This is a genomic window from Candidatus Thiosymbion oneisti, from assembly GCF_900092655.1.
Lineage (GTDB): Bacteria > Pseudomonadota > Gammaproteobacteria > Chromatiales > Chromatiaceae > Thiosymbion > Thiosymbion oneisti.
The window spans coordinates 1-14,960 of record NZ_FLUY01001319.1 but is presented as its reverse complement, the minus strand read 5'-3'; the positions used below and the strand labels follow the sequence as shown (position 1 = coordinate 14,960).

Genomic DNA, 14,960 nt, shown 5'->3' with positions numbered 1-14,960 from the left:
AGGGCGAAGGGATTGGCGCTCGCCTCAAGTGACTCGATGCGGTCCGCATAGTCGATGAGTTTGACGACCGGAAATTCCAGTGTATGACGGCAGCCGAGGACCTCGAAGCCATAGTGGTCGGGTCGCCATCCGGCATCCGCGTCGGCCAGCACGGCGAGGCTGGCGATGGGGCGGGCGTAGCGATCGAAGAGCCGGTAGTTGTAGGTGAACATGCGCCGGGCAAACCCACTGTCGCGTCGGCCCTGGACCTCGATGTGGATGTAGATCCAACGTTGTTCGCCATCTTCGAGGGTGACTTGTACCAGGGCATCGGCAAAACGTTTACCAAGTTCAGCATCGCGCACGACCTGACGCAGCTCGGTGTTTTTGAATTCATGGTCTTGTGCCCAGTCGATTTGAGCATATGCCTCGGGGAAATAGAAGGCCACGAACTCGGGGAAGGCATGTTCGAGCACCTCTTTCCAGGGACTGTCGTAGGCGTCGCTGTTATTTTGAGGTTCGGTCATGGGAGGTCAGGCGGCGTAACTAACCGGCGTTTTCATGTGTTCATTTGATACATCATCGGTTGCCCTGCCCTTCACCACCGGCGAGGGTACGGCGGTGTCATCATCGACACCTGCGGCCGCGTGCCCCGAATCGGGCATCAGAAGGCGCAGGCCAGGTTGTTTCCGGACGCCGACTTCAGGTCCGAAAGCTCGATCGGGTGGCAAGGGTTCGTCGCCTCGGGATGCCAAGTCGCATCGTAGCGGGCGCCACGCTGCTTGAAGCAACGCGCGCTGAAGAGGACCGCGCAACCTGTGTCCGCGAGGTCCAGGCGCTCCTTGATCTGCTCCAGTTGATCCAATACCGATGTCCGATCGCGCCCGTGGATCATGGTGAACAGGTTATAGGGCCAGACGGGCGGCCTCGGCAGGCGCCGGTAGCTCAGGGTCACGAACGGGAGACGAGCGATGCGGCGGCCGATCTCCGCGACACGGTTCTCGGGCAGGGCCCAGACCACCATGGCGCTGGCGCGGTAGCCGAGCTCGCGGTGGCGCACCACGACGCCGAAGCGCTTGATTGCTCCCCTGGCGATGAGTCTCGCAAGTCGCGCCATCACCTCTGTTTCCGAAATCCCGAGCCCGCCCGCGATGACGGCGTAGGGCCGCGGCACCAAAGGCAGGCCCTGTTGTACGGCGCGGATCAGGGCGCCGTCGATCGGGTCGGGGACAGCAGCGGAAACACTCGCGCTCATGTCCACTGCAGCGGAAACCCCAGGTCGATGTGGTACTCCTCGAGCATCGGCAGGTCCAGCACCTCGATTCCGGTACGGTCCTCGATCTCCTCCATGACCTCGGTGAGACGTTCCTCGTCGGCTGCGGTAAGCACGAACCAGAGGTTGAACCTGTGCGTGCGCTCGTAGTTGTGATTGACTTCCCGGTAACCGTTGACAAGCTCGGCTATCTCCTCGATCCGGTCCTCAGGCACGGCCATGGCGGCCAGGGTACTGGCGCCGACATGCCGCGGCCGGAGCACGGGTCCGACCCGGCTTACAGCGCCCGCCGCTGTGAGCCGTTCGATACGGGCGATCACCTCCGACTCGCCGACCCCCAGCCGACCGGCGATCTCCGCGAAGGGTCTGGGCGCCAGCGGAAAGCCACTCTGAAAGTCGTCGAGCAGGCGTCGGTCGATATCATCGAGCAGCAGGGCCTTGCCGGGCTTTCTCATAGTCCGATCCGGTGGGCGCGTGCGGTGAGAAAGATGCCGCTCGGCTTGTCCGCAGGTAAGCTCGCCGAGCGTGCAAAGGTCGTGGTGTCATAGACATCCACCCGATCCGCATCCCGCACCGAGATCCAGACCTCCTCGCCGCGGGGCTCGAACTCCATGTGCAGTACGGCCGGACCCGGCTCGAACGCATGGAGCTGCTTGAGGGTCTCGGTATCGAAGACCTGAATGTGACGGTTGTCCGGAAAGGCGAAGTTCACCCATACCTGGCGTCCGTCGGGGCGGGCCATGACGAACACCGGCTGACCCTTCACGGGGATGCGGGCGACCTCCCGCCAGTCGTCCATGTCGATCACCAGGACTTGATGCCGGCCCACCGCGGGGATGAACGCCCGCTGTCCGGCCACCGCCCAGCCCTCCAGATGGGGCATCTTGTAGACGGGGAGCTTCTGCTCGCCCTTTCCGTAGTCGGGCAGGATGCGGCGTACCCCCGCCTCCGGGTGCCACAGGTCAAGGAGCGCCAGGCCGTCCTCCCCGAACAGGCCCGCGATGTAATAGCGTCCATCGGGGGAGATCAGGGCATCGTAGGGATTGCGGCCGATGTCCTTAAACTTGCGGATGTCGATACGGGCCGGATCGGTCAGATCCACGACCCAGATCTCGTTCCCATCCCACAGGCTGAACACGAAGCGATTGCCGGGAGCGTCGACCAGCCCGATGACCTTTGATCGCTTTCCCGCGGGTCCGTAAACCGCCGGGATGTCGGCAATCAGCTCCAGGGTCCCGGCGTCGAAGACGCGCACGCCCCCGGGCTCGTAGTTGGAGACGGCCACCATACGGCCGTCCTGTGAGATGGCACCCCCGATGCTGTTGCCCGCCTGCTCGACACGCTTGACGAGGGTGCCGGTGAGCAGATCGACCTTCGACAGTCCGCCGTCGCGGCCGAACACAAAGCCGAAGCGTCCGTCGCGGGAGAAGACCGCGGAGGCATGAGACAGATCGCCGAGACCCTCGATGCGCCCCAGGGCGGTGTTCAGCGAGGTTTCGATGAGCTGCAGGCTTCCTGCAGCGCGTTCGACAACAATGCCGAGGTCACCGGTTCCTCGTTGGGCGTCGGCAGTCCCCGTCAGCAACGCCGTCAGCGCCAGGAACAGCAGCGAGCGAGCCGTCATGGTGCCGGTTGCTTCAAGCGATTCGCAAGCCAGGCGGCCTCCGTATCCGAGAGGAAAGGCCGCCAGGGCGGCATTGGGGTACCGGGTCGGCCGAAGAGAATGATAGCCGCGATGTACTCTGCGGGCTTGCCCACCAAGGCTTGACCCTGAAGCGAAGGACCCAGCCCCCCGGCGAGGGTGAGACCATGACAGGAGCCGCAGTCCTGCGTAAGCAGATTCCTGAGCTCCGCTTGGCGGCTGGCGGACGGCTCCGCGTCCGCCTGAACAGGCGCGGCAGCGAGCGCGATAAGGCCCGCGATGGATAGAACGGCACGGCCTGCCACGAGCAGGGCGGCCAGCTTAACCCTAACGCGAAAGAGGGCGATCATCGGCACGCTCCGCAAGTACCGGCAGTGGACAACACCGGCAGGCGGTCGACCTGCTTGCGCTCGAAAGTGTTCATCCGGTCCCTTGTGCTCACGCTGGGGTTGCCCGAGAAAAGGTTAGCTGCCACCAGTTTAATCTAAGACAAGTGCTCGCATTTCAGCTTTGACTCAAGTCAAACGGCTGCGCGGGACCTGTTGGGTTAGGGCGCGTTCAGACGACAGCGTACCCGACTGAACACCGCATGTTGGGCACGAGCCAGGCTCCCTCCTCCGTCGGGACAGGCCTGACACTTTGCCCAACCTGCTTGACCTTTCAATCCGCAGATTACGCAGATTATCCCTTTTTAATCTGTGAGAACCTGCGTAATCTGCGGATAAAAATCCGATCCCACAGACGATGTTAAATAACCCAAGACCGCGCCTGGTTCTGCCGGAGCGCTTAATCTTGCCCCTGCTGCTCGTGGCCTGTTCCGTCGCAGCTGAGCCCCCGACCCTACGGCTGGCGACCTGGAATCTGGAGCATCTCGCCGCGGCTGTCGGCGCCGGCTGCCGGCCTAGGTCTGAGGCAGACTACGCACGTCTGCGCCGGCACGCACGGCGTTTGAACGCCGATCTGATCGCCTTGCAGGAGGTGGAGGATCGGGCGGCTGTCACGCGCCTGTTCGATCCGGGCACCTATGCCATCGAGATCGCGCGCCAACCGGACCGCAACCTGGGCCCTTGCCGCCGTCAATCCGGACAGATGCGGACCATGCAACGCACGGGGTTTGCGATCAACCGAGAGCGATTGACCAAACTGGGGCTGAGCTACCGCCGCCTGCCGGATTTTGCGGCGATCGGCATGGGCTCCCAACGTTGGGCGACCCGCATCCTGATCGAGCCCGCGGATGGAACAGGCGACGGGATCCAGCTGCTGGCGGTGCACCTGAAAGCCGGCTGCGCCTACAACCGGCTCGACGGTAAGGTCAACCGAGACCAGTGCAGACTGCTGATACGGCAGCGCGGGATCCTGGAAGAATGGATCGACGCCAGGGCGAGCGCCGGCGAAGGCTTTGTCCTGTTGGGCGACTTCAACCGCCAGCTCGACCAGCCGCGCGACGACTTCTGGTCCGCCATCGACGATGGGGCGGTGTGTACCTGGATACCGGATTCCAGGCTGGGCCGCAGGTGCCGGCCGCAGACCTCACGCCCGCACCCGGGCGCGGACCTGGTGCTGGCTAACACGGGCAGGCCCTTTCCCTTCCCCCTCAATCCCCGTTATCCCTACGCCATCGACCACATTGTCATGGATGCGGTAACGGCCCGCAGGATCGTCCCCGGAAGCTATGCCGTGCTGGATTACGGAGGCGACCACCCTGCCCCCTCGGACCACCACCCGGTAGCTATCTCACTGCGTCTCACTCATCGCTAGCCGTAACGGCTCGCGAACATATCTTTTCAATCCGCAGATTATTTCGTTTTTCATCTGTGAAAAGCAGTGCATATGGAAGGACACGCCCTCGTGGGCTTGCAGATGGGAGACCACGGCAAAGGAGAAATCCCAATATTCTTTCTAATCCACAGATACCAGCGTCTGATGCGGTTCGCCGCCGGGCGCGTCCCGCGCCCGGCGGCTCACCACATCCTACGGGCTTTGCCCAATCTACGGGTTACGGTTTCACCGCCCGTAGAGCTTGACCAAACGCCGTATCCGACCAGGCAGCTCGGACCCTACCTGGTCCCAGGAAAAACGCCAGCGCCAGTTGCCCTCGCTGGTGCCCGGCAGGTTCATGCGGTGAGCACCGTCGAGACCCAAGACATCCTGCATGGGCAGGATCGCCAAATGGGCGCGTGAGCCCAGGGCGCACCGGATCAGCGGCCAGGGCATGTCCTCCGCTGGATAACCCAGGTAGGCGTCCACCCGGTCGCGGGTTGCCGGGTCCAGGGACCGATACCAGCCGAGGGTGGTGTCGTTGTCGTGAGTGCCCGTGTAGACCAGCGCGTCGCGAGCGTGCTGGAAAGGCAGGTGGGGATTGAGGGCCCCCTCGGAGAAGGCGAACTGCAGCACCCGCATGCCGGGCAGGTGATGCCGCTTGCGCAGGGCGTCCACCGCCGGGGTGATGACACCCAGGTCTTCCGCGATCAGGGGCAAGCGGTCGAAGTGCCGGTGCAGGCATGCAAAAAGCTCGTCGCCGAGGGACCTTACCCAGTGCCCCTTAACGGCGGTTTCCTCCTCCGCCGGGATCTCCCAGCAGGCATCGAAACCCCGAAAGTGATCGATGCGCACCATGTCGAACAGGCGCAGCTGGGTACGGATCCGATCCAACCAGAAGCGGAAGCCGTCGGCCCGCATCCGGTCCCAGCGATAGAGGGGATTGCCCCAGCGTTGACCGGTGGCGGAGAAGTAATCCGGCGGCACCCCGGCCACCACCCGCAGGCTGCCGTCCGCATTCAGATCGAAATCATAGGGCCGGGCCCACACCTCGGCGCTGTCGTGGGCCGCGAAGATGGGCATGTCACCGAAGAGCTCGATGCCGACCGCGTTGGCATGCCCACGCAGGACCTGCCACTGGTTGAAGAACAGGAACTGCTCGAAGCGGATATAGTCGAGGTCTTCCCGGAGGTGCCGTCGCGCCTGCTCCAGGGCATCCGGGTCACGCCGGCGCAGGGCCGGCGGCCAGTCCCACCACGGGGCCTGCCGCTCTTCCCGCAGGGCCTGGAACAGGGCGTAGTCGTCCAGCCAATAGTCGTTCTCCGCCGTGAAGTCGGTCAGCGCCCGGTGGTCCGAAGCCGACCCGCGTTTCCGGAATCCGTCCCAGGAGCGGCGCAGGGCCTCGCTCTTGGCCACCTCGGTACTACCCTTGGGGAGGGCCGGCAGCCAGCCACGCTCCAGGAGGGGCTCGAGGGCGATGAGCCGCGGATTCCCGGCATGGACCGAGCTGGTCTGATACGGCGAGCCGTCCGGTCGGGTGGGTCCCACCGGTAACACCTGCCACACCGACATGTCGCAATCGGCCAGAAGGCCCACGAAGTTATGGGCCTCGGGACCGATCGAGCCACAGGGACCGATCCCAGGCAGGGAGGTCAGGTGCAGGAGAATACCGGTGCGGCGCCGGTCGAGACCGGCGGCCGGTGTCTGTTTCTCGTTCAACATCGGGGGTTCAGCATCTGGGATCAACGGACATGGTGAACTTCCTGGCCCAACATCTCGGGTGTTACCAGCGTTACTCCGCCCTCGCTGACGTAGAAGCCCCGCTCGGCGTCCGCCTGCGGGTCCAGGCCCAAGGTCAGACCTCCCGGAAGACGGCACCCCCGGTCGATGATGCTGCGGTGAATCTCGCAGTTGCGGCCTACGTCCACGCCCGGCAGGATCACCGCGTCCTTGACATAGCTGTAGGAATTGACACGCACGTTTGAAAACAGCAGGGAGTGGCGCACTTTGGCACCCGAGATCACACAGCCGCTGGAGACCATGGAGTCCACCGCCATGCCGCGCCGCTCCTCGTCGTCGAACACGAACTTGGCCGGCGGCAATTGCTCCTGGTAGGTCCAGATGGGCCAAGACTCGTCATAGAGGTTGAGCGGCGGCGTCACGCCGATGAGTTCCTGGTTCGCCTCCCAGAAGGCATCCACGGTCCCCACATCACGCCAATAGCCCTGATCACCGCTGGGCACATCCCGAAAGGGATAGGCCATCACCCGATATTTGGTGATGACATCGGGAATGATGTCCTTGCCGAAGTCGTGGGTGGAGTCGGGCTGGTCCGCGTCTCTGATGAGCTGCTCGAACAGGAAGCCGCTGTTGAAGACATAGATCCCCATGGAGGCCAAGGCATAGTTCGGGCGTTCGGGAATCGGCTCGGGATGCGCCGGCTTCTCCCGGAAGCTGCAGATCCGGTTCTCGGTGTCCACCGCCATGATGCCGAACTGCTCGGCCTGTTCCAACTCAACCTCGATGCAGCCCACCGTCATGTCGGCGTCCACACGGACATGCTGGGCCACCATGGCCCCGTAGTCCATCTTGTAGACATGATCCCCGGCCAGCACCAGCACATACTCCGGATTGTGGTTACGGATGATGTCCAGGTTTTGATACACAGCATCGGCGGTACCCGCATACCAGTCCGCCGCGGCGATCCGTTGTTGGGCCGGCCAGAGCTCGACGAACTCCCCGAATTCCCCATGCAAACTGCCCCACCCCTTCTGGATGTGCAGGATCAGCGAATGGGCCTTGTACTGAGTGAGCACGCCGATCCGGCGGATCCCCGAGTTGACACAGTTGGATAAGGGGAAATCCACGATCCGGAACTTACCGCCGAAGGGCACTGCGGGCTTGGACCGCCACTTGGTGAGCTGCTTAAGGCGGGAGCCACGGCCACCGGCGAGGATCAAGGCCAAGGTATTGCGCGTCAGGTAACTGACGAAACGCGGACCATCCGGCATAGATCCTCCCCTTGCGCTGCACTGCCGACATCATGCCGCTCGCCCCTAAGCAATCGGGTGCGCACTCGGGACCTGGGCCGGATCCGATCAGCAACGCCTCGGCTACCCACCACCCTGATCGGAAGTAGCCTATGTTAGCATTTTCACATCTTTCAGAGGTGTATTCATTCTTTATCCGCAGATCACACAGCCGTAGGATGGGCAAAGCAAGCGCCCGGCAAGGGTCTTAAGGTTTCGGCCACTGCGCGGAGGTTCCCGAACCGCGGCAGCCTGATAGGATGCACAAAGCGAAATCTCAGCCCGTAGGGCGGGAGAAGCCAGGGACGGCGCATCCCGCCGATGGTTCCGGCGGGATACGCTGCGCTTTCCCGCCCTACGGGCTCTTAATTTTCTTAGTAAAAACGGATTTGCCCTACTGGACGTACCGCTTCCATGCCCACCGGGACGAGCGATCGGGCACAGCCCTCCGACGCCATCACACGCCTCCTCGAGGCACGCCACCCGGACCCTTTCCAGGTCCTCGGCAGACACCTGGTAGGCGACCGCTGCCTGGTTCGCGCCTTCCTGCCCGGAGCGGAAACCGTCCGTATCCCGGAGGCCCCTGTCGAGCTGACGCGGCTCCCAGGCACCGACCTGTTCGTATGGGAAGGAAGCCCAGGCGCGGTCCCGGCGCGTTACCGCCTGAGCTGGGAGGACCGGGCGGGCAACCGCTACAGCCGCTACGACCCCTATTGCTTTCCACCCCAGCTCCCGGACCTCGAGCTGCACCTGTTCGACGCGGGCCGCCACTGGCACGCCCACCGTTTCCTCGGCGCTCATCTATGCACCCCGGATGGGATACCGGGCGTGCGTTTCGCCGTCTGGGCCCCCAACGGGGAGCGCGTTAGCGTGGTGGGTGATTTCAATCACTGGGATGGACGCGCCCACCCCATGCGACTGCGGGGCGACTCAGGCGTCTGGGAGCTCTTCATCCCCGGCCTCGGCGCCGGCGACCTTTACAAGTTCGAGCTCCGAGACCGCCAGGGCAACATCCGGGTAAAGATCGACCCCTACGCCAGATCCTTCCAACAGCGGCCCCGGACCGCCGCCTACATCTGCGGCGCAAGCAGATTCCGCTGGCAGGACCAGGCCTGGATGCAGGCCCGGGCTAGGTCCGATTGGCAACACCTACCGCTGTCTATCTACGAGGTCCACCTGGGCTCCTGGCGCCGAGGCCCTAAAGGGCAGTTCCTGACCTACCGGGCGCTTGCCGAACAGCTGGCGGACTATGCATTGGCGCTGGGTGTCACCCATATCGAGCTCCTGCCCATGACCGAGCATCCCCTGGACGCCTCCTGGGGCTATCAAGCCACCGGCTACTTCGCCCCCACCAGCCGCTTCGGCACCCCGGACGACTTCCGCTGGTTCGTCGACCACCTCCACCGCCGAGGCATCGGCGTCATCCTCGACTGGGTGCCGGCCCATTTTCCACGCGATACCTTTGCCCTGGCCCGTTATGACGGCTCCGCCCTCTATGAATACGAGGACCCGCGCCGAGGCGAGCACCAGGACTGGGGCACCCTGATCTTCGACTATGGACGCAACCAGATACGGAACTTCCTGATCTCCAGCGCTCTCTACTGGCTGGATGAGTTCCACCTGGACGGCCTGCGGGTCGACGCCGTCGCCTCCATGCTCTATCTGGACTACTCACGCCAGCCGGGCGAGTGGCTCCCGAACCGGCACGGCGGGAACGAGAACCTGGAAGCGGTGGAGCTTCTGCGCCGGCTCAATGTGGTGACCCACGAGCGCCATCCAGGCATCCTGATGATCGCCGAGGAATCCACCGCCTGGCCGGCGGTGTCGCGCCCCACCCACTTGGGTGGCCTGGGGTTCGGCATGAAATGGAACCTGGGTTGGATGCACGACACCCTGGCCTATCTCGCCCAGGACCCGATCTATCGCCACCGCCACCAGGAGCGGCTCACATTCGGCCTGCACTACGCCTTCAGCGAGAACTTCATTCTGCCCTTCTCCCACGACGAAGTGGTGCACGGCAAAGGCTCCCTCCTGGACCGGATGCCCGGCGATGCCCGGCAGAAATTCGCCTCCCTGCGCCTGCTCTACAGCCTGATGTTCACCTATCCGGGCAAGAAGCTCCTGTTCATGGGCTGTGAGTTCGGCCAGACCAAGGAATGGGATGCCGCCGGAGCGCTGGATTGGCAGCTGACGGAACACCCCCGACACCAAGGCATCCGCCGACTGGTGGCCGATCTCAACCGACTCTACCGGTCACACCAGGCCCTCCACGACCTGGATTTCTGCGCCGCCGGATTCGAGTGGATCGACTGCCACGACAGCGCCCAATCCGTAATCAGCTACCTCCGCAAGGACCGCGGCGGCAAACAACTCCTGGCCGCCGTCTTCAACTTCACTCCCCTCCCCCGCCGGGATTATCGCCTCGGCGTGCCCCGACCCGGCTTCTATCGCGAGGCCATCAACTCGGACGCCGAAATCTACGGCGGCAGCAATCTCGGCAACCGAGATGGCGTCGCTTCCCAACCCCTAAACTGCATGGGCTGGCCACACTCCATTCCCCTCGTCCTCCCGCCGCTGGGGGCGGTTATCCTGATACACGAGCCCCTCTCGGATTGAGTATGGGAAAAGATATCTTTTTATCCACAGATTGCGCAGAGTCCGGAGGGATCTTTTCCCACAGCCAACACCAAATAATCCAGGACCACGCCCGGACAGGCACGGCGTCGAACGCGGCGTAACGCAACACGACGCCTTTTCTGGCAGCACCAAACAATGCCGGACAGCACTGTTTGGGGGACCGGAGTTGGCTGGAAGTCCCAAGATGCCGTTCGCGGCTTGCCTGCCCCGTCCCTGGGGCAGTCGGCAGGCGCTCACCGCATCTACGAGCTTTGCCCGACCTGCACTGTTGGCAACTGGTCATAACAGGACACCCTCAATGCGATCCAGGGCCTGCTCCAGATTCTCCCGGCTGGTGGCGATGGAGATACGCATGTGCCCGGCGAGGCCGAAGGCGGAGCCGGGGACCAGGGCGACCCCGGCCCGCTCGATCAGGAACTCCGCCAAGTCCAGGTCGTTGCGTACCGTGCCGAGGGCCTCGATCAGTCCCTTCACCTGCGGGAAGACATAGAAGGTGCCGTCGGTAGGCAGACACCGGATGCCGGGTATGCGGTTGAGGCGTTCCACTACATAGTCGTGGCGCTCCTTGAAGGCCGCGGTCATGGTCCGGATGCAATCCTGGGGACCTTCGAGCGCCGCCTGGGCGGCCACCTGAGAGATGGAAGTGGGATTGGAGGTGCTCTGGGATTGCACCTTCTTCATGGCCTTGATGATCTCCTGGGGACCGCCGGCATAACCGATGCGCCAGCCCGTCATCGCGTAGGCCTTGGAGACGCCGTTGAGCACCAGGATGCGCGGAGCCAGATCGGGACAGGCGTGGAGGATGTTGACGAAGGGTTCATCGGCGGCCCATCGGATGTGCTCGTAAATGTCGTCGGTCGCTATGATGGCGCGCGGAAATTCCCGCAGCACCTCGCCGAGATCGGCGAGTTCTGCGCGCGTGTAGGCTATGCCGGTGGGATTGGAGGGGCTGTTGATGACGACTAGTTTGGTCTGCCTGGTCATGGACGCCCGCAGCTGAGCGGGCGTGATCTTGTGCTTCTGATCCGCCCCGGCGTGTACCAGCACCGGGGCACCGCCGGCCAGGATGGCCATATCCGGATAGGAGACCCAATAGGGGGTCGGGATGATGACCTCGTCGCCCGGGTCCAGGATGGCCTGGGCCAGGTTGTAGAAACTGTGCTTGCCGCCGCAGGAGACCAGGATCCGGTCCGGGGTATAGGCGAAGCCGTTCTCGCGCTGGAATTTGGCGACGATCGCCTGTTTGAGCTCGGGGGTGCCGTCTACCGCCGTGTATTTGGTGAAGCCGTCCTGGATGGCGGCGATGGCCGCCGCCTTGATGTGATCGGGCGTATCAAAGTCCGGCTCCCCGGCGCCGAGTCCGATGACGTCCTTACCGGCGGCGCGCAGGGCCTGGGCACGGGCCGTGACGGCGAGGGTGGGAGAGGGCTTGACGGCCTGTACGCGGGCAGAAAGCTTGATGCTCATTCTCAGGGGTCTCTCGGTGCTTATCGTTGGAGCGGGTAGCGCCCTGGTGTTCGGCGCTCAAACCACTAATGATAGCTAAAGCCCGAACCCCAAGCACAGGGGAAGATGCGGCCGACCGGGAGAGTGTGTATTTTCGGGATAGCGTTCGCACCCGCCCTACCCCCACCGTGTTTTGACCTCCCCACCATCCTGAACTAAGCTGCCTTGAATCGGTGGCCGATCGGCATCAACCCCCACTGTTTGAGGGGAAAACTTCCAGCGACAAAGATTGCTTTCATCTCATCATGGAAACCACATTGAATTTCGAGAAGGTCTGGCAGTTGTTCCAGGAAACGGACCGTAAATTCAAAGAAACGGACCGCAAGTTCCAGGAGACGCAGCGGGCCTTGGACCGCAAATTCCAGGAAACAGACCGCAAATTTCAGGAAACGGACAAGCGGATGAAGGCCTTGCAGGATCTGTTCGAAGGCCAGTGGGGCAAGCTGATGGAGAGCCTGGTGGAAGGGGATCTGGTCCACTTGTTGAAGGGACGTGGAGTCCGGATCAACAATACCTCGACCCGGTGCAAGGGCTCTCGGGACGGAGAGAGCTATGAGTTCGACATCATTGCGCACAATGGGGAGGAGATCGTTATCGTAGAGGTGAAGACGACCCTGCGGGTCGGGCAGGTCGAGAAATTCATCAAGCGCCTCCACCGAGCCAAACATTACCTGCCCGAATACCGTGCCTATAGGGTGCTGGGTGCGATGGCCTATCTGCGCGCGGAGCAAGCGAGTGACCAGTACGCGCAAAACCAAGGGTTATTCGTGATTCGGGCCACCGGCGACAGCGCCGCCATCGTCAACCCCGCGGGCTTCCAGCCCCGGAAGTTCGGATAGAGCCAACATCTTTCTCCGCCGGTGGGTACGTTGTCCAAGGCATTCGTGCTCGAATCCGGCTTCGCTCCCGCCGGGGACCAGCCGCAGGCAATCCGCCGCCTGGAGGCGGGTCTGAATGACGGCGAGGCGGGCATGACACTGCTCGGAGTGACCGGCTCGGGCAAGACCTTTACCATCGCCAACCTGATCGCGCGGGTCCAGCGTCCGGCCCTCGTGTTGGCCCCCAACAAGACCTTGGCGGCCCAGCTCTACGGGGAGATGCGGGAATTCTTTCCGCACAATGCGGTGGAATACTTCGTCTCCTACTACGACTACTACCAGCCCGAGGCCTATGTGGCCGCCAGCGATACCTACATCGAGAAGGACGCCTCTATCAACGAGCACATCGAGCAGATGCGCCTATCGGCCACCAAGGCCCTGTTGGAGCGCCCGGATGTCATCATCGTTGCCACTGTCTCCTCGATCTATGGCCTCGGCGACCCCGATGCCTACCTCAAGATGGTCCTGCACCTCTCCCGCGGCGACCTGCTCGACCAGCGGGCCCTGCTGCGACAATTGGCCAATCTCCAATACAAGCGCAACGAGGTGGAGCTGCACCGGGGGACCTACCGGGTGCGTGGGGACGTGATCGACATCTACCCGGCGGAAGCGGACGCCGAGGCGGTCCGGGTGGAGCTGTTCGACGACGAGATCGAGGCTATTTCTCTCTTCGATCCCCTGACCGGTGAGGTAATGCGCAAGGTCCCGCGCTACACGGTCTTTCCCAAGACCCACTATGCAACCCCGCGGGAGACGATCCTGAACGCGGTCGAGCAGATCAAGCAGGAGCTTAAGGAACGCCTGGACTGGCTGCGGGAGCACGCCAAGCTGGTAGAGGCCCAACGCCTGGAGCAGCGCACCCGGTTCGACCTGGAAATGATGTTGGAGGTGGGTTACTGCTCGGGGATCGAGAACTACTCCCGCTATCTCTCCGGCCGTGCCGCCGGCGAGCCGCCGCCGACCCTTTACGACTATCTGCCCCCCGATGCCTTGGTGGTGATCGACGAGAGTCACGTGACCGTGCCCCAGTTAGGGGCCATGTACCGCGGCGATCGCTCCCGCAAGGAGAACCTGGTAGCGTACGGATTCCGATTGCCCTCGGCCCTCGACAACCGGCCCCTGCGCTTCGAGGAGTTCCAGGCCCGCCAGCCCCAGACCATCTATGTCTCGGCCACCCCCCGCGAGTTCGAGATCCAGCACTCGGGGGCCGTGGTGGAGCAGGTGGTGCGCCCCACCGGCCTGGTGGATCCTGAGGTAGAGGTACGTCCTGCCCTGACCCAGGTAGACGACCTGCTCTCGGAAATCCGGATCCGGGTCGCCCGTCACGAACGGGTCCTGGTCACCACCCTGACCAAGCGCATGGCCGAGGACCTGACCGACTACCTGGATGAGCACGGCGTGCGCGTGCGCTACCTGCATTCGGACATCGACACCGTCGAGCGGGTGGAGATCATCCGCGACCTGCGCTTGGGGGAGTTCGATGTGGTGGTGGGAATCAACCTGCTGCGCGAGGGGCTCGATATGCCGGAGGTCTCCCTGGTAGCCATCCTGGATGCGGACAAGGAAGGCTTTCTGCGTTCGGAGGGCTCACTGATCCAGACCATCGGACGGGCCGCGCGCAACGCCAATGGTAAGGCTATTCTCTATGCCGACGCGATAACCGGCTCCATGCGGCGCGCCATCGACGAGACCGAACGCCGGCGTGCCAAGCAGATCACCTTCAATGCCGAGCACGGCATTACCCCCCAAACCATCCGCAAGGCGGTGACGGATATCCTGGAGGGCGCCACCCCCGGCGCGGCCACTTGGTCCCGGGGGCGGGCCCAGGAGTACGCCAAGGTAGCGGAAGAGGTGGCCGAGTACGCCAGCCTGACACCGGCGCAGATGGCCAAGAAGCTCAAGGCCCTGGAGAAGGCCATGTACCGTCATGCCAAGGAGCTGGAATTCGAACAGGCCGCCGCCATCCGCGATCGCATCCGGGAGCTGCGGGGACGGGGGATTGCGGCGTGAGGACAGTTCCACCCCATCTCCTCCCGTAATGAGATAGTGCATCCTACCATTCAGTTCTCTGGAGGTCTCTATGCCTACATTTTCTTCAAGGATTATTGGCAACGCCGTGGTGAGAACAACGCGGTAGTGGATAAATTCTAAATGCTGAAGTCTGCCAACCCCTCCCTCGTTATTCCGGCAGGGATTGCCGGAATCCAGGGCCAGGGATGGCAAAACGGTGGAGTTCAAAGCATTAGGTCGCATTTAAA

Annotated in this window: 12 protein-coding genes; 4 read left to right on the top strand and 8 right to left on the bottom strand. The window is 63.3% G+C overall.

The genetic code is table 11. The features are described 5' to 3' along the window. The 5 genes from BQ17_RS13635 to BQ17_RS13620 all read right to left on the bottom strand — a co-directional run. A partial coding sequence (locus BQ17_RS13635) for an Rpn family recombination-promoting nuclease/putative transposase (RefSeq protein WP_176722425.1) occupies positions 1-506 on the bottom strand: 506 nt, incomplete at its 3' end. Positions 507-643: 137 nt separating this feature from the next. Then, on the bottom strand, positions 644-1,234 hold the full coding sequence (ahbB, locus tag BQ17_RS22745; protein ID WP_218068269.1) for a siroheme decarboxylase subunit beta: 591 nt from the start codon (positions 1,232-1,234) through the stop codon (positions 644-646). Then, complete coding sequence (locus BQ17_RS22740; RefSeq protein WP_256091605.1) at positions 1,231-1,707, bottom strand: AsnC family transcriptional regulator; 477 nt, start codon at positions 1,705-1,707, stop codon at positions 1,231-1,233. Before BQ17_RS22740 ends, ahbB begins: the two co-directional genes overlap by 4 nt. Further along, the gene (locus tag BQ17_RS13625; protein WP_089727954.1) at positions 1,704-2,876 is read right to left on the bottom strand and encodes a cytochrome D1 domain-containing protein; all 1,173 of its coding nucleotides are present in this window, start codon (positions 2,874-2,876) and stop codon (positions 1,704-1,706) included. Before BQ17_RS13625 ends, BQ17_RS22740 begins: the two co-directional genes overlap by 4 nt. Continuing rightward, complete coding sequence (locus tag BQ17_RS13620; protein WP_089727952.1) at positions 2,873-3,244, bottom strand: c-type cytochrome; 372 nt, start codon at positions 3,242-3,244, stop codon at positions 2,873-2,875. The genes BQ17_RS13625 and BQ17_RS13620 overlap by 4 nt, the downstream gene beginning before the upstream one ends. 442 nt (positions 3,245-3,686) lie before the next feature. Here BQ17_RS13620 and BQ17_RS13615 point away from each other — a divergent pair, with 442 nt between their 5' ends. After that, positions 3,687-4,652 carry an endonuclease/exonuclease/phosphatase family protein gene (locus BQ17_RS13615; protein ID WP_176722424.1) on the top strand — a complete coding sequence of 322 codons (966 nt, stop codon included), beginning with the start codon at positions 3,687-3,689 and terminating at the stop codon, positions 4,650-4,652. Positions 4,653-4,898: 246 nt separating this feature from the next. Here the strand turns inward: BQ17_RS13615 and malQ are convergent, their stop codons facing one another. Both malQ and glgC read right to left on the bottom strand, forming a co-directional pair. Continuing rightward, positions 4,899-6,374 (bottom strand): 4-alpha-glucanotransferase, encoded by a 1,476-nt coding sequence (gene malQ, locus BQ17_RS13610; RefSeq protein ID WP_089727948.1) that lies wholly within the window; start codon positions 6,372-6,374, stop codon positions 4,899-4,901. Between the two features lie 20 nt (positions 6,375-6,394). Continuing rightward, positions 6,395-7,663: a glucose-1-phosphate adenylyltransferase gene (gene glgC / locus BQ17_RS13605; RefSeq protein ID WP_089727946.1), complete on the bottom strand. Its 1,269-nt coding sequence runs from the start codon at positions 7,661-7,663 to the stop codon at positions 6,395-6,397. 432 nt (positions 7,664-8,095) lie between these two features. Between glgC and glgB the strand changes: the two genes are divergently transcribed. Next, the gene (glgB, locus tag BQ17_RS13600; protein WP_089727944.1) at positions 8,096-10,297 is read left to right on the top strand and encodes a 1,4-alpha-glucan branching protein GlgB; all 2,202 of its coding nucleotides are present in this window, start codon (positions 8,096-8,098) and stop codon (positions 10,295-10,297) included. Between the two features lie 300 nt (positions 10,298-10,597). Here glgB and BQ17_RS13595 read toward each other — a convergent pair whose 3' ends face one another. Beyond that, on the bottom strand, positions 10,598-11,785 hold the full coding sequence (locus BQ17_RS13595) for a pyridoxal phosphate-dependent aminotransferase (RefSeq protein ID WP_089727942.1): 1,188 nt from the start codon (positions 11,783-11,785) through the stop codon (positions 10,598-10,600). A gap of 284 nt (positions 11,786-12,069) precedes the next feature. Between BQ17_RS13595 and BQ17_RS13590 the strand changes: the two genes are divergently transcribed. Both BQ17_RS13590 and uvrB read left to right on the top strand, forming a co-directional pair. Continuing rightward, positions 12,070-12,663 carry a DUF8196 domain-containing protein gene (locus BQ17_RS13590; protein ID WP_089727940.1) on the top strand — a complete coding sequence of 198 codons (594 nt, stop codon included), beginning with the start codon at positions 12,070-12,072 and terminating at the stop codon, positions 12,661-12,663. A 30-nt stretch (positions 12,664-12,693) separates the two neighbouring features. Continuing rightward, positions 12,694-14,712: an excinuclease ABC subunit UvrB gene (gene uvrB / locus BQ17_RS13585; RefSeq protein WP_089727938.1), complete on the top strand. Its 2,019-nt coding sequence runs from the start codon at positions 12,694-12,696 to the stop codon at positions 14,710-14,712. The last annotated feature ends 248 nt before the right edge of the window (positions 14,713-14,960 follow it).

Excerpts from the sequence above, each read along its gene's own strand:
- glgB (WP_089727944.1), top strand. The coding sequence starts at position 8,096 with ATGCCCACCGGGACGAGCGATCGGGCACAGCCCTCCGACGCCATCACA.
- ahbB (WP_218068269.1), bottom strand. The coding sequence starts at position 1,234 with ATGAGCGCGAGTGTTTCCGCTGCTGTCCCCGACCCGATCGACGGCGCC.
- BQ17_RS13595 (WP_089727942.1), bottom strand. The coding sequence starts at position 11,785 with ATGAGCATCAAGCTTTCTGCCCGCGTACAGGCCGTCAAGCCCTCTCCC.
- BQ17_RS13620 (WP_089727952.1), bottom strand. The coding sequence starts at position 3,244 with ATGATCGCCCTCTTTCGCGTTAGGGTTAAGCTGGCCGCCCTGCTCGTG.
- malQ (WP_089727948.1), bottom strand. The coding sequence starts at position 6,374 with ATGTTGAACGAGAAACAGACACCGGCCGCCGGTCTCGACCGGCGCCGC.
- BQ17_RS13590 (WP_089727940.1), top strand. The coding sequence starts at position 12,070 with ATGGAAACCACATTGAATTTCGAGAAGGTCTGGCAGTTGTTCCAGGAA.
- glgC (WP_089727946.1), bottom strand. The coding sequence starts at position 7,663 with ATGCCGGATGGTCCGCGTTTCGTCAGTTACCTGACGCGCAATACCTTG.
- BQ17_RS13625 (WP_089727954.1), bottom strand. The coding sequence starts at position 2,876 with ATGACGGCTCGCTCGCTGCTGTTCCTGGCGCTGACGGCGTTGCTGACG.
- BQ17_RS22740 (WP_256091605.1), bottom strand. The coding sequence starts at position 1,707 with ATGAGAAAGCCCGGCAAGGCCCTGCTGCTCGATGATATCGACCGACGC.